Source organism: Apibacter sp. B2912 (assembly GCF_009827835.1).
Taxonomy (GTDB): Bacteria; Bacteroidota; Bacteroidia; order Flavobacteriales; family Weeksellaceae; genus Apibacter.
Genome location: NZ_WINV01000001.1, coordinates 21,097 through 40,898 on the forward strand (window position 1 = coordinate 21,097; position 19,802 = coordinate 40,898).

General features: G+C 31.8%; 22 protein-coding genes and 1 tRNA gene. 10 read left to right on the forward strand and 13 right to left on the reverse strand.

Annotation, left to right across the window (positions count from 1 at the left end; translation table 11 throughout):
* Nucleotides 1–7: 7 nt before the first annotated feature.
* From GFV01_RS00085 to GFV01_RS00100, 4 genes are all read left to right on the forward strand, one after another.
* On the forward strand, nucleotides 8–1,087 hold the full coding sequence (locus GFV01_RS00085) for a DNA replication/repair protein RecF (protein ID WP_160563910.1): 1,080 nt from the start codon (nucleotides 8–10) through the stop codon (nucleotides 1,085–1,087).
* A gap of 23 nt (nucleotides 1,088–1,110) precedes the next feature.
* Nucleotides 1,111–1,404: a DUF721 domain-containing protein gene (locus GFV01_RS00090; protein ID WP_160563912.1), complete on the forward strand. Its 294-nt coding sequence runs from the start codon at nucleotides 1,111–1,113 to the stop codon at nucleotides 1,402–1,404.
* A gap of 364 nt (nucleotides 1,405–1,768) precedes the next feature.
* Entirely contained in the window at nucleotides 1,769–4,243 is a 2,475-nt protein-coding gene (locus GFV01_RS00095; protein ID WP_160563914.1) for a M1 family aminopeptidase, read from the forward strand.
* Nucleotides 4,244–4,335: 92 nt separating this feature from the next.
* The gene (locus tag GFV01_RS00100) at nucleotides 4,336–4,827 is read left to right on the forward strand and encodes a dihydrofolate reductase (protein ID WP_160563916.1); all 492 of its coding nucleotides are present in this window, start codon (nucleotides 4,336–4,338) and stop codon (nucleotides 4,825–4,827) included.
* A gap of 1 nt (nucleotide 4,828) precedes the next feature.
* On the opposite strand, the gene GFV01_RS00105 is transcribed toward GFV01_RS00100, so the two are convergent.
* From GFV01_RS00105 to pdxS, 10 genes are all read right to left on the reverse strand, one after another.
* On the reverse strand, nucleotides 4,829–5,425 hold the full coding sequence (locus GFV01_RS00105; RefSeq protein ID WP_105297885.1) for a hypothetical protein: 597 nt from the start codon (nucleotides 5,423–5,425) through the stop codon (nucleotides 4,829–4,831).
* Nucleotides 5,426–5,487: 62 nt separating this feature from the next.
* Nucleotides 5,488–5,790, reverse strand: coding sequence for a CD225/dispanin family protein (locus GFV01_RS00110; protein ID WP_160563918.1), 303 nt, complete (start codon nucleotides 5,788–5,790; stop codon nucleotides 5,488–5,490).
* Between the two features lie 97 nt (nucleotides 5,791–5,887).
* A complete protein-coding gene (locus GFV01_RS00115) occupies nucleotides 5,888–6,859 on the reverse strand; it encodes a Gfo/Idh/MocA family protein (RefSeq protein ID WP_160563920.1) in 972 nt (323 codons plus the stop codon).
* 556 nt (nucleotides 6,860–7,415) lie between these two features.
* A complete protein-coding gene (locus GFV01_RS00120; RefSeq protein WP_160563922.1) occupies nucleotides 7,416–8,174 on the reverse strand; it encodes a carboxymuconolactone decarboxylase family protein in 759 nt (252 codons plus the stop codon).
* Between the two features lie 35 nt (nucleotides 8,175–8,209).
* Nucleotides 8,210–9,067: an aldo/keto reductase gene (locus GFV01_RS00125; protein ID WP_160563924.1), complete on the reverse strand. Its 858-nt coding sequence runs from the start codon at nucleotides 9,065–9,067 to the stop codon at nucleotides 8,210–8,212.
* 46 nt (nucleotides 9,068–9,113) lie between these two features.
* Nucleotides 9,114–9,551 carry a cupin domain-containing protein gene (locus GFV01_RS00130; protein WP_160563926.1) on the reverse strand — a complete coding sequence of 146 codons (438 nt, stop codon included), beginning with the start codon at nucleotides 9,549–9,551 and terminating at the stop codon, nucleotides 9,114–9,116.
* Nucleotides 9,552–9,833: 282 nt separating this feature from the next.
* Nucleotides 9,834–10,568 carry an SDR family oxidoreductase gene (locus tag GFV01_RS00135; protein WP_160543345.1) on the reverse strand — a complete coding sequence of 245 codons (735 nt, stop codon included), beginning with the start codon at nucleotides 10,566–10,568 and terminating at the stop codon, nucleotides 9,834–9,836.
* Between the two features lie 112 nt (nucleotides 10,569–10,680).
* Entirely contained in the window at nucleotides 10,681–11,502 is an 822-nt protein-coding gene (locus GFV01_RS00140) for an AraC family transcriptional regulator (RefSeq protein WP_160563928.1), read from the reverse strand.
* 116 nt (nucleotides 11,503–11,618) lie between these two features.
* Nucleotides 11,619–12,188: a pyridoxal 5'-phosphate synthase glutaminase subunit PdxT gene (gene pdxT, locus GFV01_RS00145; RefSeq protein ID WP_160563930.1), complete on the reverse strand. Its 570-nt coding sequence runs from the start codon at nucleotides 12,186–12,188 to the stop codon at nucleotides 11,619–11,621.
* An 83-nt stretch (nucleotides 12,189–12,271) separates the two neighbouring features.
* Nucleotides 12,272–13,147, reverse strand: coding sequence for a pyridoxal 5'-phosphate synthase lyase subunit PdxS (pdxS, locus tag GFV01_RS00150; RefSeq protein WP_160563932.1), 876 nt, complete (start codon nucleotides 13,145–13,147; stop codon nucleotides 12,272–12,274).
* Nucleotides 13,148–13,411: 264 nt separating this feature from the next.
* On the opposite strand from pdxS, the gene GFV01_RS00155 reads away from it, so the two are divergent.
* From GFV01_RS00155 to GFV01_RS00170, 4 genes are all read left to right on the forward strand, one after another.
* The gene (locus tag GFV01_RS00155; protein ID WP_160543341.1) at nucleotides 13,412–14,125 is read left to right on the forward strand and encodes a TIGR00730 family Rossman fold protein; all 714 of its coding nucleotides are present in this window, start codon (nucleotides 13,412–13,414) and stop codon (nucleotides 14,123–14,125) included.
* A gap of 62 nt (nucleotides 14,126–14,187) precedes the next feature.
* Nucleotides 14,188–14,661 (forward strand): DUF6702 family protein, encoded by a 474-nt coding sequence (locus tag GFV01_RS00160; RefSeq protein WP_146105600.1) that lies wholly within the window; start codon nucleotides 14,188–14,190, stop codon nucleotides 14,659–14,661.
* Between the two features lie 58 nt (nucleotides 14,662–14,719).
* The gene (locus tag GFV01_RS00165; RefSeq protein ID WP_160563934.1) at nucleotides 14,720–15,196 is read left to right on the forward strand and encodes a lipocalin family protein; all 477 of its coding nucleotides are present in this window, start codon (nucleotides 14,720–14,722) and stop codon (nucleotides 15,194–15,196) included.
* A 31-nt stretch (nucleotides 15,197–15,227) separates the two neighbouring features.
* Entirely contained in the window at nucleotides 15,228–15,905 is a 678-nt protein-coding gene (locus GFV01_RS00170) for an OmpA family protein (RefSeq protein WP_160563936.1), read from the forward strand.
* A 66-nt stretch (nucleotides 15,906–15,971) separates the two neighbouring features.
* Here GFV01_RS00170 and GFV01_RS00175 read toward each other — a convergent pair whose 3' ends face one another.
* The 3 genes from GFV01_RS00175 to GFV01_RS00185 form a co-directional block, all read right to left on the reverse strand.
* A complete protein-coding gene (locus GFV01_RS00175) occupies nucleotides 15,972–16,319 on the reverse strand; it encodes a hypothetical protein (RefSeq protein ID WP_160563938.1) in 348 nt (115 codons plus the stop codon).
* A gap of 157 nt (nucleotides 16,320–16,476) precedes the next feature.
* Nucleotides 16,477–16,559, reverse strand: a tRNA-Leu gene (locus GFV01_RS00180).
* A gap of 124 nt (nucleotides 16,560–16,683) precedes the next feature.
* Nucleotides 16,684–17,523 carry an AraC family transcriptional regulator gene (locus GFV01_RS00185; RefSeq protein ID WP_160563940.1) on the reverse strand — a complete coding sequence of 280 codons (840 nt, stop codon included), beginning with the start codon at nucleotides 17,521–17,523 and terminating at the stop codon, nucleotides 16,684–16,686.
* A gap of 147 nt (nucleotides 17,524–17,670) precedes the next feature.
* On the opposite strand from GFV01_RS00185, the gene GFV01_RS00190 reads away from it, so the two are divergent.
* Entirely contained in the window at nucleotides 17,671–18,810 is a 1,140-nt protein-coding gene (locus GFV01_RS00190; protein ID WP_370513717.1) for an acyltransferase family protein, read from the forward strand.
* Nucleotides 18,811–18,935: 125 nt separating this feature from the next.
* Nucleotides 18,936–19,778 (forward strand): AraC family transcriptional regulator, encoded by an 843-nt coding sequence (locus GFV01_RS00195; RefSeq protein ID WP_160563942.1) that lies wholly within the window; start codon nucleotides 18,936–18,938, stop codon nucleotides 19,776–19,778.
* Nucleotides 19,779–19,802: the final 24 nt, after the last annotated feature.

The following is a 19,802-nucleotide window of genomic DNA, read 5'->3' on the forward strand; positions in this document are numbered from 1 at the left end:
CCCGTACATGTATCTTAAAAATCTTAGATTATTTAATTTTAAAAACTTTTCTGAAAAAAATTTCACTTTTTCCGAAAAAATAAATTGTTTTGTAGGAAATAACGGAGTTGGAAAAACGAATGTATTAGACGCAATTCATTATCTTTCATTGACTAAAAGTTACTTAAATTATTCTGATCAAAACAATATACGTTTTCATGAAAACTTTTTTTCGGTGGAGGGCAATTTTTCGGATGAAAAAACACAAGATTCGATCAGGATTGTAGTTCAAGCGGGACAAAAAAAAGTTATTAAAAGGAATTATAAGACGTACGAAAAGCTTTCCGATCATATTGGTAAATATCCTTGTGTGATGATTTCTCCCTATGATCGAAACTTAATTAGTGAAGGCAGTGAGTTTAGACGAAAATTTATGGATGGAATGATCAGTCAAATTAACCCTGATTATCTCCATCTGATTCTTAGGTATCAAAAAGCTCTAGCCCAAAGAAATGCTTTATTGAAATTGTTTTCAACGAACAATTATTTTGATGCCATCAGCTTAGAAATGTATGATTCTGAATTGATTGAACACGGAACAAAAATATATCAAATCAGAAAAGAATTTATCTCATCTTATGTGCCTAAATTTTGTAGTTTTTACTCTGCACTTTCCCAAGGTGAAGAGGATGTAACCATTGACTATACATCGGATTTAGAACAAAAAGAATTAGGCAGTCTCTTAAAAGAAAATTTAGACAAAGATCGAGCTGCTGCTTATACTACTCGAGGCATACACAAAGATGACCTCATTTTTAAATTATTTCAATACCCTATAAAAAAATTTGGATCTCAAGGGCAACAAAAATCTTTTTTAGTTGCATTAAAATTAGCACAATTACAAACTATCAAAGAATATTCATCTAAAAGTCCGGTTTTATTAATGGATGACATATTTGATAAATTGGATGATCATCGAGTGGCGCAATTGGTAAAATTGGCTCATGAAGAACAATTTGGACAAATATTTCTTTCCGATACGCATAAAGACCGAACAGAAAGAATAGTCCGACAAATCAGCTCGGATTATCTGATTTTTGAACTGTAATTTTCTAACTAACAATCCTATATATGAGTCTTAGAAGAAAAGAGCAAACGAGCAATTCTGCCATTAAAAACCTCATAAAAAAATTAGGAATGGAAGAAAAACTTCTTATTCTTGAAATGGAAGAAAAATGGAGAACGATGATGGGTAACCCTATCGCTAAGCATACTCAACGAATTTTTATAGACAATGAAACTTTATACATACAACTGGACTCGTCTGCTTTACGTCATGAATTAAATTACAGTCAAAACAAAATTCTTTCTGAACTAACTAAAGATTGTTCACAAACTTTTTTTACTAAAATTAAATTTATCTAGTCTTTTTATCTTACTTTTTAACTATAACAAGCATCTATACAAACTTTTTAATTTTTAAGAAGTAAGATTATGAGGGATCTTTATTTAAAAATTAACAAGTGGTTAGTAGTTATTGTAGAAAATCTTAAAGTTCCAACCTTCACTTTTTTTAAGAACATATAAAATTTTACCAACGTACTTAATTGATAAGTATTAATACTTTCTTAACTTAACTTATTAAGATAATTAGTTAAATTAGCCGATAGTATTTTTTATCATACTTATAAAACTCCTTTAATGGGATATAAACATAGGGTTCTAATAAAAATTTAGATTTTTCTTACTGTATGTTTTCTTAATATATAATTAATTTAAATAAATTTTAATGAAAAAAGGTATTATTATTCTGATTTCCATTCTAACCATTGGTTATACTAGAGCTCAGGATTATTCAACGTATCATCCTTCTGCTACTATGGTTAATGATTTAGTTCATACGAAGCTTAAAGTAGGTTTTGACATTCCCAACGAAAAGCTATTCGGTGAAGCCTGGATAACTTTAAAACCTCACTTCTACCCTACCGACTCTTTGACTTTAGATGCAAAGGGTATGGAAATTTCCTCGCTAACTTTAAATGGAACTAAAGCGTTAAAGTATACGTATACTAACGATCAGTTAAAAATAAAATTAGACAAAAGTTACACTAAAAACGAAAATTACACGGTCTACATCAAATACATAGCCATCCCAGGTTCTATTAAACAAAAAGGAAGTGAAGCAATTCATGATGCCAGAGGTCTGTATTTTATTAATCCGCGAGGAGAAAACAAAGACAAGCCCACTCAAATTTGGACACAAGGTGAAACTGAATCCAACAGTTGTTGGTTTCCAACTATAGATAAACCCAATCAGAAAACTTCAGAAGAAATATATATTACGGTTCCTGATAAATACGTGACTTTATCCAATGGAACTTTAAAAAATCAAACCAAAAATAATGACGGTACTCGTACCGATTATTGGAAATTCGATAAAAAACATGCCCCTTATTTATTTTTTATGGGTATTGGAGAATTTTCTATTGTTAAAGACAAATGGAAAAATATATCGGTAGACTATTATGTGGATAAGGAATATGAGCCCTATGCAAAGCAAATTTTTGGAGATACTCCTTCGATGATTGAATATTTTTCAACCCTGTTACAATATCCGTATCCGTGGGAAAAATACAGTCAAATGGTGGCAAGAGATTATATAAGCGGTGCAATGGAAAACACCACTTGTACGCTTCATGAGGAAAGTGCCTTACAAAAACCCGGACAGCTTGTAGATAAAAACATCTGGGAACCGGTTATTGCCCACGAATTATTTCATCATTGGTTTGGAGATTTGGCAACTACGGAAAGTTGGTCTAACCTTCCGGTAAATGAATCCTTTGCGAATTATTCGGAATATTTATGGCTGGAACATAAATACGGAAAAGATTATGCGGAAGAACACAGGGATAATGAAAGAGACGGGTATATGTACGGTGGTGAAAATTTTGACAAGGATTTAATTCGCTTTAAATATAAAGATCGAGAAGATATGATGGATGCCGTAAGTTATAATAAAGGGGGATTAATTTTACATATGTTGAGAAATTATTTGGGCGATGATGCATTTTTTGCCGGTATGAGCTTATATCTTAAAACCAATGAATACAAGGCAACCGAAGCCCACCAACTTCGTTTGGCATGGGAAGAAGTTAGTGGGAAAGATCTCAACTGGTTTTTCAACCAATGGTTTTTTGGCAATGGACATCCTAAGTTAAAAGCAGCCTATGCGTACAATGAAGCTAAAAAAACCGTAACTGTAACATTAACTCAAAGTCAAGAACAGAAATTTCAGTTTCCTCTGGATATTGATGTTTATGAAAACGGAAAACCTACCAGGCATCATGTTTGGGCAAAAGCTGCCGAAACTAATTCTTTTGAGCTTCCTTATAAATCTAAACCTCAATTGATAAATATAAATCCTGATAAAATTCTACTTTGCGAATTTAATGACGATAAAACTACAGAACAATATATAATTCAATATAAATATGCTCCTGAATACAGTTCAAGAAAAGAAGCTGTAAGTAAATTAGCGGATGCTCAAACTTCGAATACTGAAGCGTTGGAAACATTATTGAAAGCGGCTTCTTCTGATAAATTTGAAGGATTGCGAACATTTGCCATTTCAAAATTGGATGAAACTAATCCAACGGTTAAGCAAAAGTCGGCATCAGTACTGGAAAAAATTGCAACTTCAGACTCAAAGACTTTAGTTCAGGCTAAAGCTATTAAACAGTTAGCATCAATTGATGCTTCAAAATATAAGGACTTATTTATAAAATCTTTTAATAGTCCATCTTATAGTGTGAAAGCGGCCTCTATACTCGGAGTTTTAAAAGTGGATAAAAACGCGGCATCTGAGTTGGTTTCCAAAATAGATGACAAAAACCCGGGAAGTGATTTATCCCTAGCTATTGCCAAAACAGCAATTGTAACAAAAGATAATTCTAAATTATCCGTTATTTCAAAAAATTTCCTGAATCTTCTGCTTTCGGCTGAGTCGCAGGAGGAAGCAGACACTTATTTTGAAGGTCTGCAAACTATTATGATGGGAGATTATCCTAATGAAACACAAACTGTTGTTGATTCTATTTTAAAAATTTACCCGCAAGCTAAAAAATACAGCTTTGGTGAAGTGATGCTTCAAATTATGCAAGGTTCTTTACAAATGAAACAACAGGCTTCGAATGCATCACCTCTTAATAAAAGTCTTAAAGACCAAGTAAACTATATTACCAACGGATTGAATAAAATGAAATAAACAACCATTTTTAAAGTTGCATGAAAAAAGAGTAAAGATTTCACCTTTACTCTTTTTTTTATATATTTAAATTTCATTTAACATCCATTTACATGACAATTATTGCAGCTCTAGATGAAAATAACGCGATAGGAAATAACAATCAATTACTTTGGCATCTTCCCTTGGATTTAAAAAGATTTAAATCACTCACACAAAATCATGTGATCCTTATGGGTAGGAAGACTTTTGAATCGTTAGGACGGCCTCTTCCCAATCGTCAAAATATGGTAATATCTTCTAAAGCAGATTACCAGGTTCCGGATAACGTATATTTGTTTTCTTCTTTACCTGAAGCCATCGAAGTTGCACGTAGTAAAGATTCCAATCCGTATATTATTGGAGGAGGAACGATCTATTCACAAGCTTTAAAATATGCCGATACGTTAGAACTTACGTTAGTACATACACAAATAGATAAGGCCGATACTTATTTTCCTGATATCGACTTTTCAGAATGGAATAAAACTTTTGATGAATTTCATCAAAAAGATGATAAACACCTGTATGATTTCCGCTTTGTAACTTACCAAAGGAAAATATAAGTTATTTACTTTTAGTAACTATCCAACCTTTATCTTTTTTATAATTTAAATTAAACGTTTTTACTATAAAATCGGTATGAGGATTTTTATCATATCCCAATATGGAAAAGTCATTTGCTACCTTTTTAAGGGTAAGTACAGCTTTAGCTGTTTTTTTACCGGTCAATTCAATTCGAGCTTGTTCTTTGTCTCCTAATTGATATTCCAAAGACTTTACTTCAACTGTTTCTTTTTTTTGTTTTAGCACAAAAGGACGAGCTTTTTCGGTAAGCTTCACTTCATAGGTAAAGACACTGTCTTTACTGAGAAATTTCTTTTTTTGTTTAACCAAATTCAGGTTTACATATCCTTTCTCTTCTAATTCTTTATAGGCCTTAAGGTCGTTTTTATCTTTTTTAAGACTAAATTTTACTTCCCCTATGTTTATCTCCACTGTTTCATAAATGGGATTGGATTTTAAATAGGCTTCAATTGAATTTAAAGCGACATCTTCTGATAAGCTTGCTTTATCTCCACAAGCCGTAAAACTCAAACTTATTATAAAAAGGAAAGCAGCTTTCCATAATAAATTTTTTAAATTAATATACGTGGTATTCATACTGATTTTAACAATAAAATGAATAATCAATCAAAAATCATGCATTTCACAGTTAGCTTATGTCAATGTTGGAATTTTTGTCCAAAGATATTATAAATAGCCCCCGATAAGATACCGAGCCAAAAGACTATACCCGCAATAATTGTCCAAATGCAAAGAATGCGTGTAATGATGGATGATCTTCTTGCTTTATCATACATTTTTTGTTCCCAATATTGATTAACCCGTAAAGAATAAAATAAGGCAAATATACCCACCGGGGCAAAACAAGCCACAGTACAAATAATAGCAAATGCCAGATAGTTATCCGGAGCATCCTCTTTAAAAACTTCTTCCTCTTCTTGGTCTATGGTTTCATTACTCATAACCTATTAATTTTGGCATATAGAATTAATCATGTAAAAAAAATTTAATCCTCCCTTTTCTATGCCCAAAATTTTTTCATTCAAATTAATTCTAATTCTATTTTTTACCTTCTATTTGTCTCATCACTTCCAAAGCTACACGTAAAGCCTCTCTACCTTGCATTAAAGTTACCTTGATCGGTTGTTTATTTTCAATGGAATCGGCTAAAGATTCTAATTCATCCAAAATAGAATTATTGCTTTCAATTTCAGGATATTGAAATATAATTTGTTTTTTTTCGCCTTCTGCATTTTCAATAATCATATCAAAAGGTTGTATTTTTTCCGGTACTTCCTTGATTCTTATGATTTCGGATTTTTTTTCTAAAAAATCTATTGAAATGTAGGCATCTTTCTGGAAAAACCTACTTTTTCTCATATTTTTCATGGAAATTCTACTGGTTGTAACATTGGCTACACATCCATTTTCAAATTCAATCCGGGCATTGGCAATATCCGGAGTATTGCTGACCACAGCTACTCCACTGGCATGTATCTCTTTTACTTTTGATTCAACTATGGATAAAACAATATCTAAGTCATGGATCATTAAGTCTAATACTACCGGAACATCTGTCCCCCTCGGATTAAACTCTGCCAAGCGATGTATCTCCAAAAACATGGGATTTACTATATAGGGTTTAGCCGCTGTGAAAGCTGGATTAAAACGTTCCACGTGTCCAACTTGCCCCTGCACGTTATGTTCTTGGGCTAAACGAATTATTTCATCAGCTTCTTGTAATGTACCCGCGATAGGCTTTTCAATAAAAAAATGCTTACCTGCTTGTATGGCTTTTTTAGCATATTCAAAATGTGCAAAAGTGGGTGTTACTATATCCAATAAATCAATCTGATGTAATAATTCATCAAAATTTGTAAAAAATTTATATCCAAATTTTTTCTCTAATTTTTTCCCGTTTTCTTCATCACTATCGTAAAAACCAATTAGATTATATTTTTCAGATTGTTGTAATAATTTTAAATGTATTTTTCCTAAATGTCCGGCTCCGACTAAACCTGCTTTTAGCATAATATCTTAGTATTAAATTATCTATTTCTTTTTTCCAACATTATTTACGGATAACTTATTAAATCAATTCATCAGATGATAGGTAAGAATCCGTTATATTAATTTACAATAGTAAAATTGATACATCGTTGTTGTTTAGTTTCAACAATCTATTCTTTTTTTTAGTTTCCTATTGGAAAATCAAATGATGGAACAACTACAATTATTTTAAAGTTTTTAGTTAAGAAAACTTAGCTGTACTTGTATTCTTTATCATATTTACTTAACAAATGTAGTATATTTTAATGATAGAATCGACCATTATTTGTAAATCAAAGACTAATTATCTAAAAAAATCGGAAATAATTTTTTATGAAAAAACAGGTGAGAAAACAGGGGATTATATTAATAGATTCATCATGCAACTTAATTTATCTTTATTGAACATTATTCGGCATTTTAACTATTAATTACTATTGATTGACTATAACCTTTCTAAGATGTAAGCAAAAATGCCGGAATTTCAATTTTATTTAATCGTTTTTAATAAGCTTTTAAAGATCTTTAAAAAAAGATATTATTGCCATTTCTCAGGCAAATCCCTGATGATTTTCAATGCATTAATTGCAAGCGGAAATCCAATATAAGGCAATGTCTGAATGATAGCTGCTACAATCAGTTCTTTATTATTGCCTTGTTTAAGATTTGCAAAGTAATGAGAAGTAAGTTGATCTTCCGCTCCCAGTGAAACTAACACGCAATAACTTAATAACTCACGTATGGCAAGGTCAAGTCCTTTTCTTGTATAAAAATCTCCAAAATAAACTTCAGTAAGAAATTTGGCAACCTCTTCACCCATACCATCCGGCAAAGCAGACATTAACTCTTTCATATGATTTCCATATAGAGGAATCTGAATTTTTTGTCCTTCTTCGAATCTGGTTTCCTCTTGTACGGCACTTTGTTTTTCTAAAGGGAGAGAGATATTATTTTCGGTAAAAGCTTCATTCATACTGGCAATAGCATTTAGAGTTTTTGGAAAACCAATAATCGGGGCACATTGATAAATAGCTTCTCTTATTTCTATCGGTGTTACCTGAACGTTCAATGCGGCATGTACATGAGATTTTAATTGAGGCAGTTGCTGCAACGAGGCAAGAACTACACAAGTTATCAATTCTCGGGTTTTTATATTTAATTTTCCAACCGTAAAAACTTGACCAAAAATGAATTTTTGAAGAATTTCCATCAATTCGGGATCATTACCTTCTCCATTTAAGGCATTTCCTTTAAACAGCTTTTTAAAGTTATCTTTACAAATCTCTATTCTATTCATATGATTGATTTTTACTTATCAATTGTCTTAAGTTCTTAGGATAGATGATGTTTCTTTTTAAAATCTAAAATGAATCGTACGGTTTCATGGTCGTTATGTGAAAAGAACAAGGATTTTTCTTGATCTAAAGATTCTAACGAATGGATATCTTCCTCTGAAAGTTTAAAATCAAAAACATTAAAATTTTCAATCATGCGTTCTTTATGTGTAGATTTTGGAATTACAATTACCTGTTGTTGTATTAAAAATCTGAGTGCAATTTGAGCGGGTGTTTTATTGTATTTTTTACTTATAGAAACTAAAGTTTCATTCGTAAAGAAATTATTTTTTCCTTCTGCGAACGGACCCCAGGATTCAATTTGAGTGCCGTATTCTTTCATTACTTCTTTAGCTATTTTCTGTTGATTGAAAATATGGGTTTCAACCTGATTTACTGCCGGTTTTATTTCTACATGTTCGCAAAGGTCTACCAATCTATCCGGATAAAAATTACTCACTCCGATAGCTTTTGCTTTTCCCGATTTGTACATTTCTTCCAGGGCTCGATACGTACCGTAATAATCTCCAAAAGGTTGATGTATTAACAAAAGGTCCACATATTCGGTTTGCAATTTTTTCAATGATTCTTCAAAAGATTTTTTTGCTCTTTCATATCCTGCATTTGAAACCCAAATTTTTGTGGTTATAAAAAATTTAGAGCGATCTATATTACTGGATTTTACCGCCTTACCCACTTCTTCCTCATTATAATAGGCTTGTGCTGTATCTATGGAGCGATACCCCACCTCTATGGCTTCTGAAACTACTCGTTCGCAATCTTGAGGGGGTATTTGATAAACTCCAAACCCTAAGATTGGCATTTCATTTCCGTTATTTAATTTAATATAATCCATTTGAATGTGATTTTAACTTACTATCTATATAAAGGTTATTATTTATTTATTTCAGATTAACTGCTTGTTCAGAGGCCATATGATAATCTTCGTCTGATACCGGCTTCAACCAAGTATTTTCATTGGTTTGAGGATTACAGGTAATAGCTAAATGAGAAAACCATTCATCAGGAGCTGCACCGTGCCAATGCTTAACATTAGAGTCTATTTCAATAACATCTCCCGGTTTCATACGTATGGCTTTTTTGCCTTCTTCCTGATATAATCCAACACCACCTACAGCAATTAGTATTTGACCCCCGGAGTGCGTATGCCAATTGTTTCTACAACCGGGTTCAAATGTAACGTTGAATAAGGGAACATTTAATTCCTTATGGTTGGTAAGAGGTTGCAGCCATGATTTTCCGGAAAAATATTGTTGATATTCTTTATTTTCATTTCCAATTGGAAATTCACTGATTTTAGGTATTTCTGAATTATTCATTTGTTAACTAGTTATTTTGTGTAAATATTAATTTATTGGCTTATTCGCTGAAAATCAAACATGCTCGTACTTCATACACCGTGTAGAAATTAGTAGGTTTTAATTTGGATAATGAACTACTATAATTCTTTTATATAGAACTAATTATCCGACAAATGATTAACTAAAAAATAATTTTTATTTAAATTTTAGAAAATTTGCAATAAACTAAAATCTTTTGTCGGATAAATAGTTTAAAAATTAAATTTTTATATTTTCTATGTAATTTTTTATTACAATAAATTAGAGAGATTGCTTAGTAGGACGAACAATAACTTCACTTACAGATACATGTTGTGGAGTATTTATCGCATAAACTACTGCTTCTGCAATATCTTCCGGATTCAAACCGTAACCCTCTGTATCCTGCATTTTACGTTGATCTTCTAATAATTTTTCATCTTTCATTGTTTTGTACAGATCTGTACGAACAGCACCCGGAGAAACCATGGAAGATTTTATGTTATTTTCTCTCTGCTCTTGACGTAGCCCTTCCATTACAGCACGGATGGCTGATTTAGTAGCACAATATACTACAGACCCCGGATATACATAATGTCCTGCAACGGAATCGGTAGTGATGATATGACCGGATTTTTGTTTTACAAAATGAGGAAGAACCGCGGCTATTCCATGTAAAACGCCCAATACATTTACATGCAGCATATCATGCCAATCTTGAAGTTTACAATCTATAAGATAGGATGAAGGCATAGTTCCGGCATTATTGTAGATAACATCTATTTTTCCAAACTTGCTTATAGCTAAATCTACTACCGCTTTCACTTCTTCGAATTTGGCAACATCGGCTACTTTATACTCAATTTGAGCATTTGGAAGAGAATCTTTAATTGCTTTTAATTTTTCTTCTCTTCTGGCAGAAATAACCAATTTAGCTCCCCTTTCGGCAATTTTCCTTACGGTAGCTTCACCAATTCCACTGGAAGCACCCATCACAACTATTACTTTTTCTTTCATAACTTTTTAAATTAAGATTTTTTAAGTTTATAGTCATTTATAAACAAAGTTAATGCCAGTTCAATATTGGGCTTTTGTCGGGAAGATCAATTTTTTTTGTTCTGAGGAACGGTCACAGTTCTTCCGAAGGAGAAAATCCGTATAATTTTTTAAAAGCTGTATAAAAATGAGATATGTTTTTAAAACCTACTTCCCAACAAACATCTTTTACTTTCCACTTTTTTCTGTCTTTCAGCATTTCAAAGGCAACTTCGAGTCGTTTACGTATTAACCATTTTTGGGGAGGTATATCGCTGATTTTTGCAAAGTCTCGTTTGAAAGTTGCTAAACTTCTTCCGGTATAAGCAGCTATTTCATTCATGGAAAGGTCATACATATAATTTTCATTGAGAAAATCTAGAATATCGATTTTCCAAGGTTCTGTAAAATCAAATAGTATCGAATAAAAATTCTTATTGATGTTTAATAATGCTAGTACGGCTTCTTGTTCTTTTAATTTAATGATTTCATCAGAAGGTTGAAGCGTTGTGTCGAAATAGGGATTTAAAGATTGAAAAAGACTTATAATTTCAGGACGTAAAGGTAAAGTAAAAACATTTTCTTTGGGAAGACTAACCTCTTCGGGTTTCTCTTTACTTACCTTTTTATAATAAAAATCTCTTAAAAACGAACGTTTCAATGTCATGGTTATTCCTTTATATTGCTGATCGCCGGAATAAAATTTAGTCATTTTTATATTATGATTTCTCCGTACAAATGCACAAGTTCCTGCTTTTAATACTTTTTCTTTTTTTCCTTTTTCTTCAATGATTAATTTCCCTGAATATATATAGATCAAACAGTGGTCTTGAGCGGAATGTACACAACTAGTATTGTTATTGGCATAATAGGTTAGAAAAATTCCTGAATAATTTATAGTTTTCGAAGTGTCCATAGTTGGATATTCATTTTAAGACAGACAAGATAAGAATTTTCTTATGTATTAGTTATTAGTTATCTTAATTTAATTCTTAGGATTATTGATCAATCTTTAGCCATAAGATTAATTTATCATTTCTTGTTACATAATTCTTCTATAAAATAGTGATGAACTTTAGCAGACTCCGTTAATTCCGGATGAAAAGAAGTAACTAGCATGTTTTTTTCTTGAGCTGCAACTATGTGACCGTTCACACGGGATAAAATTTTAACATTTTCTCCTACTTCGGTTATATAGGGCGCTCGTATAAATGTCATGGGAATAGAACCGATTCCTTCAAAATTTTCTTCAATTGAAAAGCTGCCTAACTGCCGACCATATGCATTTCTTTTTGCGGTAATATCCATAACTCCCAGATGTACCGTACTTTCTTCTACCCGTTTAGCCAGTAAAATTAATCCGGCACACGTACCGAATACCGGTAATCCTGTTTGTATTTTGTTTCTGATTATCTCGAGTAAGTCTAAATCTCTCAAAAGTTTACCTATGGCAGTACTCTCCCCTCCCGGAATGATTAATCCATCCATAGATTGATCCATGTCTTTTTTTTGTCTTATTTCAAAGGTTTCTACCTTCAATTCTTGTAGTTTTCGAATATGCTCTATAAATGCTCCTTGTACTGCTAATACCCCTATTTTCATACTATTATATTTAGAATTAAAAAAGTCATTTGGAAAGTTTACACTTTTCAAATGACCTTATATTCATTTGTTTTATAAAAAAATTATTTTCCTCTTTCTGCCATTAGTAATTCAATTTCTGCTTCATTTATTCCAACCATCGCTTCTCCTAAGTCTTCAGATACTTCCAATAAAATAGTAGGATCGTTAAAATTAGTAACTGCTTTAACAATGGCCTGAGCTCTCTTTATCGGATCACCGGATTTGAAAATACCTGATCCAACAAAAACTCCTTCTGCTCCCAATTGCATCATTAATGCCGCATCGGCAGGAGTTGCCACACCTCCGGCCGCAAAATTAACTACCGGTAATTTTCCGTTTTCGTGTACGTATTTTACTAATTCATAAGGCACTCGAAGATCCTTTGCCTCATTGAAAAGTTCATCTTCCTGCATACCTTGTATCTTACGTATGGCTTCATTCATTGCGCGTAAATGTCTTACGGCTTGAACTACATCACCGGTTCCCGGTTCACCTTTGGAGCGAATCATGGATGCCCCTTCTTGGATTCTTCGCAGGGCTTCACCTAAATTCTTAGCCCCGCATACAAAAGGAACTTTAAATTTGGTTTTATTTACATGATAGGTATCATCGGCGGGTGTTAAAACTTCGCTTTCATCAATATAATCGATTTCTAAGGCTTCCAGTATTTGTGCTTCCACAAAATGTCCGATTCTGATTTTAGCCATAACCGGTATACTTACTGCCGATTGTATTCCTTTAATCATTTTGGGATCACTCATCCGCGAAACACCTCCTACAGCGCGTATATCAGCTGGAATCCTCTCCAAGGCCATTACTGCAACAGCTCCTGCTGCTTCAGCTATTTCTGCTTGTTCCGGAGTGGAAACATCCATAATGACTCCTCCTTTCAACATTTGCGCTAAATTTTTATTTAATTCGTATCTGTTGTTTTCCATACTCAAATTTTATCTTAATTATACGTACAAAAATAGCATAATATACGGTTACATTCCCTAAGTTTCCTTTTTTATTTTCTACCCTTTTTTTTCAAGAAATTGATATATTATTTTCTTATTTTAAAAAATCTCAAATATTTTGCTAAAAAAAATGATACTTCTTCGTAAAAATAGTAAAATTTTAATAAAATGATTAACAATTTTATGACGCAGAAATCGTAATAAACAGTAATTTTGCTGTACATGTTACTAAAATATTAAAAAATGCATAATTCAGAAAATAAAGAGTTTATAGCTCAGAATTTTAATCAAAAAAATTGGAATGAAATAAAAACGCGAGACAGTTGGATGCTTTTCAAACTTATGGCTGAGTTTACCAATGGTTTTGAAACAATGACTAAAATAGGCCCTTGTGTATCCATATTCGGTTCTGCTCGAACTAATCCTGAAAATAAATATTACCAATTAACGGAAGAAATTTCTTATAAGCTTACTAAAATAGGTTTTGGTATTATTACGGGAGGAGGACCCGGAATTATGGAAGCGGGAAATAAAGGAGCACAGGCTGCGGGAGGAAAATCAATTGGTTTAAATATTGAATTACCTTTTGAAACAGGAAGTAATCCGTATGTTGATCATAAATTAAGTATGAATTTCAATTATTTTTTTGTCAGGAAAGTTATGTTTCTCAAATATTCGCAAGGTTTTATTGTTATGCCCGGCGGTTTGGGTACCATGGATGAGCTGTTTGAAGCGTTAACTTTAATTCAAACAAAAAAAACAAGTAAATTCCCGATTGTATTGGTAGGTACGGACTATTGGACCGGATTATTGGAATGGATGCGAAAGTCTATGCTTGAAGATAATTATATTAAGGAAATTGATTTTAGTTTGTTCCGACTTGTTGATACTGCTGATGAAGCTGTAGGACACATCCATGCTTTTTATAATAAATACAGTATTAAACAAAATTTTTAAAACTATTTGGCATTAAATTTGTTTGCAGTTGCAGAATGAGTGATAATATAATTCAACCTATAATGAAAAAGTTTATTCTTTTTTTTGTTTTATCTTTTATATGTTTAGGTTTCTATAATTTTTATTCTTCGGATTTTTTTACTTCGATAACTAAAGTGGAATATGTTTCCAGCAGCAAAACATTAAAAGTTTCTTCAAAAGTTAACCTTGAACATATTGAACAAACCATTGGTAAAAAAGTAAATTCCAACGATTTTGATATTGCACTTAATAAATATCTTCAAAATAACGTTAAAATAAGTATAGATGATACTCCCGTGAATTTTACTTTTTCTTCTAAAAATCCGGATGGAAATGTAGTTTGGATTTATTATGAGGTATCGGGTATCAATTCGGTTTCATCAATCACTATAAAGAATTCTTTGTTATTGGATAAATTTCCGGATCAACAGAATTTTATAAATTTTATAGTCAATGGACAAAAGAAATCTTTAGTGTGTAAAAAGGGCTCTGAAAGCGGAAAGCTAACGTTTTAATCGTTTGATTTAACTACGTTTTTTAAATGATAATTATAAATTAAAATAAATTTCTTTTATGAAAAAATTAATGATTTTAGGAATTTTGAGCATGTTTATTTTTTATTCTTGCTCTTCTTCAAATTCTGTTGCTCTTGACAGATCTTCTCAAAGAGATGTAAGAGGTACATGGAATCTTGACCGCGTTTCATATTCTGAAAACATGGTAAAGGTTAAAGCTTTTGATGAATATGATGCTCAATGTTTAAAAAACAGTGTATGGTATTTTATCGCTAATAATAATAGAGGTAATTTTACTTTGCAGGGAGGTAACACTTGTCCGGCTTTAACTCAAAACTTTACTTGGTATATCGACAAACAAAATATGCTTGTTTTAAAATTGCTTAATGAAGGTGATAAAGCTAGAAAAGTAACTACAGGAACTACGTATTTATATGAAATTCTTTCTGAAAATGAATTTAAATTAAGTCAGGTTATCAGCGGAGTTACTATTACTTATCATTTCAGTAAATTATCATCCGGTAAATTAAAATAAATAACTTGAAATACACTATATAATTATAATTATGAAATCAATATTTAAAAGATTAACTTTAATCTTATTATCTGTTAGCATTCTAATGTCTTGTAACACCAATGATACCCAAAAAGGTGCCGGATTAGGAGCTGTTGCAGGAGGTGTTTTAGGTGCTGTAATTGGAAATAATGTAGGTAATAAAAACAATGCTGCTTTAGGAGCCGTTATCGGTGCTGCCGTGGGTGGAACCACCGGAGGTTTAATTGGACACAAAATGGATCAACAAGCACGTCAAATACAGGAAAGTGTACCGGGTGCTTCTGTTGAACGTGTAGGGGAAGGAATTAAAGTTGTACTTAATGAAAATGCTATTCGTTTTGATTTTGATAAAGCTACTTTAACTCCAACTGCTCAACAAAATTTAGATAAAATTGTATCTGTTTTTAAACAATACCCGGATACTAATATTGGTATTTTCGGATATACTGACGCAAAAGGTGCAGATCAATATAATTTAAACTTATCTGAAAACAGAGCAAAAAGTGTTGCTAATTATTTATCCAGTAACGGTATCAGCTCCAGCCGATTTACCATTAAAGGTTTTGGTAAAGCGGATCCAATTGGAGATAACAGCACTGAAGCCGGTAGAGCTTTAAATAGAAGAGTTGAGTTTTCTATTACTGCTAACGAAAAAATGATTCGTGATGCAAAAGCTGAATCCAACTAATTAATATATTTTATACTTTATATAATTTTGAATAGAAAGACAGACGAAAGTTTGTCTTTTTTTATTTTAAATATCCAGTAATTTTTCATCCATGAAATATTGGATGATCGCTTTTTTCATAAGCAAAGTTTGCTCATTGGGCTTTAAATCGGGCAGCTTTTCAATTAATTTATAATGCGGCCAGTTGTCTTTATCATATCCATCGAGTTTATAATATCCGAAAGGTTCCAATAACCTGCATACAGCTATATGTATCAGGTTCATTTTTTCGTCTTTTTTATACTTTTTATATCCTAGTCCTAATTCTTGCAAACCAATTAAAAATATCATTGTATTTAAATCGGGAATATCCTCATGTGCAAACTTCTCTTGGAAAAATTGTTCAATTTTACTCCAAAGTTGGGCCTCGTTCATTTTCAAGTCAAATTTTTATTCACGTAAATTTATAATAAAATTTAATACTTATTTACAATTGTTGAAACTATGCTATGGATGGGGATATTAAAATTAAGTTATTTAGCTATTTATTGTAAAAAGGAGGTTAAATTTATTTTATTATTTAGAAGAAAAGTACTCACGACCGGATTCGAACCGGCACATCCTATGGACACCACCCCCTCAAGATGGCGTGTCTACCAATTCCACCACGTGAGTTTAAAAGTTGTTTATTTTTAGCTTTGCAAATATACTAATATTAGTATTTCACCTCTAAGGTAATTTTAAATTTTTCCACACTTAGATAAGGAATTTTTTTATAGTGTAATCTTTCGACAGTTACTTACCTTCCCGTTTGAAAAAATCTTTTTCGATATTCATTGGGTGTGCAATTTTTAATTTTCTTAAAAATTCTATTGTAATAAGGCACATCCTTGAAACCTGAATAATAACATACTTCTGCAATGGTCATATTGGTTTTTTGAATCATTTGACAGGAAGATTCCACCCTAAATTCATTTAAGTAAGTCATTAAAGATTTACCCATCATCTTTTTAAAGAAAATACAAAATGACGATTTGTTCATATTTACTAATTGTGACATTTCTTCTAAAGTGATGGTATTTTGATAATTGTTCATTATATAAAGCTGTATTTTTTGCAACCGAAGGATTTGTTTATCTTCCTCTATTCGGTTACCTGCTAATATTCTATGATCGGAATTACCTAGTATTGTTAATATTTGAATGAAAGATGAAATCCTTTCAATTTCCGATTGATCAATCATCTGTTTCAAAATGTTTTGAAGTTTAGCCAAATGAGCTCCTATAAATGATATTGCTTGTTTATAATTTTGTATTTTTTGGATGTATGGGTGCAATTCGTTAAAAGTTAATTTACAATTATCAAGAAATCGATCAGAAAATGTAAGGGTAATGTTCTCAATCTTACCTTCTGCATTATAATCGGATTCTTCAAAAAGCCAACAATGAGGGATATGAGGGGGGATAAGAACGATTTCGTTGCATTGAAAGGGTTCGAGCCGATCCCCCATTTTTCTGGTTCCACTGCCGGTTATTATGTAGGATAATTCCCAAGTTTTTTGTTCATGGAAAGTTACCTGTTCATTCCAATATATTTTTACATGATCAAATCGAAAAGAGTGATTTTCAAATGTTGGCAAGTGAATGTATTTGATGTTTTTATACACTTACTAATTTTATGCATTATTTGTATGCAAATATAAGACAATAATAATAGAATATATTTCAATAGTTCAACTAATCATTAGTTTACTTTTGTTATCCGAATAAGAAATCAATATCTTCCAATGATGAAAAATATAACGGATTTAAAAGCTTCCAAGCCACATTATATAATTCTTGACGGTTTACGAGGAGTTGCAGCTATAATGGTTGTTTTATTCCATGTTCTTGAAATTTATACGAGCGGTGATCATAGCTTACAAATTATAAATCATGGATATTTGGCTGTAGATTTTTTCTTTATGTTATCCGGATTTGTCTTGGGATATGCATACGATGATCGCTGGGGAAGTATGACTTTAAAAGATTTTTTTAAACGCCGTATCATTCGACTTCATCCTATGATTATTGCCGGAATGCTTTTAGGGGCTTTATTATATTATTTCCAGGATGCTCCTGCATTGGGATGGAAGGCAACTTCTGATGTTTCTCTTTTGAAATTAGTTCTATTGATGATTATCGGCATGTTTTTAATTCCAGTCGGAAAAGGCTTAGACATTCGCGGTTGGAATGAAATGTATCCTCTGAACGGCCCTGCCTGGTCTCTATTTCTTGAATATATAGCCAATATCATTTATGCCCTTATTTTACGAAGAATCAGCAAATTAATGCTTTTTATTTTAGTACTTGTTGCTGCCGGAATTACGATTCAATATGCGTTTACAAATCCTATAGGTGACATCATCGGGGGATGGTCTATTGATGACCCTATTCAGTTAAGAATAGGTTTTACTCGTTTGGCTTTTCCTTTTTTAGCCGGATTATTGTTAGCGAGGATTGGAAAACTTAGTTTTATTAATCATGCTTTTTTGATAACTGCTCTTTTGTTGATCATACTTTTATCCGTACCTCATTTAGGAGGTGAAAATAACCTATGGAATCGCTGGTATGAATGCATATGTTTAATGATTTTCTTTCCTCTGATTATATGGTTGGGCGCAGGAGGAAAAATAAAAAATCCGAGAGCCATGACAGTATGTAAATTTCTGGGAGACATCTCCTACCCTATTTATATTACCCATTTTCCATTTATTAATATTTATATGGCTCATATTGCCAATCATCAACTTTCCTTGGAGCAATCATGGCAATATGGATTGCTGGTAGTTTTAATTTCCATCATTGTTGCTTATTTGTCCATGAAATTTTATGATATGCCGATTCGAGAATGGTTACGTAAACGATTTTTAAATTATAAAAAATAATCAATTAGTTTTTGGAAACAGAAATATTTTTTATGCAAAAGCATAAACAGTATCATAAAAATGTGTATCAAATAATGCGTTGTTTATATGACTTCGATTTTTTTATCTTTGTATAAAATTTTCTTTTGATATCTTATACCTTTAATGAACTTTTACCTTTTGGTTTTGAAATAAAAAATTTGACTCAGATGAATCAAAGGGCATGTTCTATAACCAGTAAGCCGCATAGAACAAATTTTTATCAAATTATACGGGTTACAAGCGGTAAAACAATTCAAAAAGTAGATTTTAGTCCGATTGAAGTCAGGGAAGGACAAATTTTATTTATCGGTAAAGATCAAGTTTTATCTTTTGATTTGGAATCTGCCTATACGGGTGAAATTATTTTGTTTACCGATGATTTTTATATTCGCAATGAATACGAAAGGCGCTTGATTAAGCAATCGGAGCTTTTCAACCCTTTTACCAAAAATATTCCTATTGAAACGCATGAATATTTAGATTCAATTTGGGAATTGATGAAAAAAATCTATTCTCCTGAACAAGATCCTTATATTCCCGATATTTTACATCATTTACTGAGTAGTTTTCTTATTTATTCAAATAAAATTACTAGTCATTCGTTAAATATTCTTTCTTCTTCATGTTATTCTGTTACTTTAGAGTTTTCACTCGCAGTAGAAAAAAATTACAAGATCCTGCGAAAAGTAAATGATTATGTCTCCAGTTTGGGTATATCGCCCAAAGCTTTATCAAAAGCTCTTAAAAACACTGTCGGTAAAAGTCCCAAAGAATATATTGATGAACGAATTTTATTAGAAGCAAAAAGACTTTTGGTTTACAGTGAACTCAATATAAAGGAAATTTCATTTGAACTGGGATTTGACGAACCCACCAATTTCAGCAAATTTTTTAGAAAGTGGGTAGGTATTAGCCCTATCGATTTTAAAAAACAACACCTGTCCTAAATTTATCAGCTTTGGCATACTTTT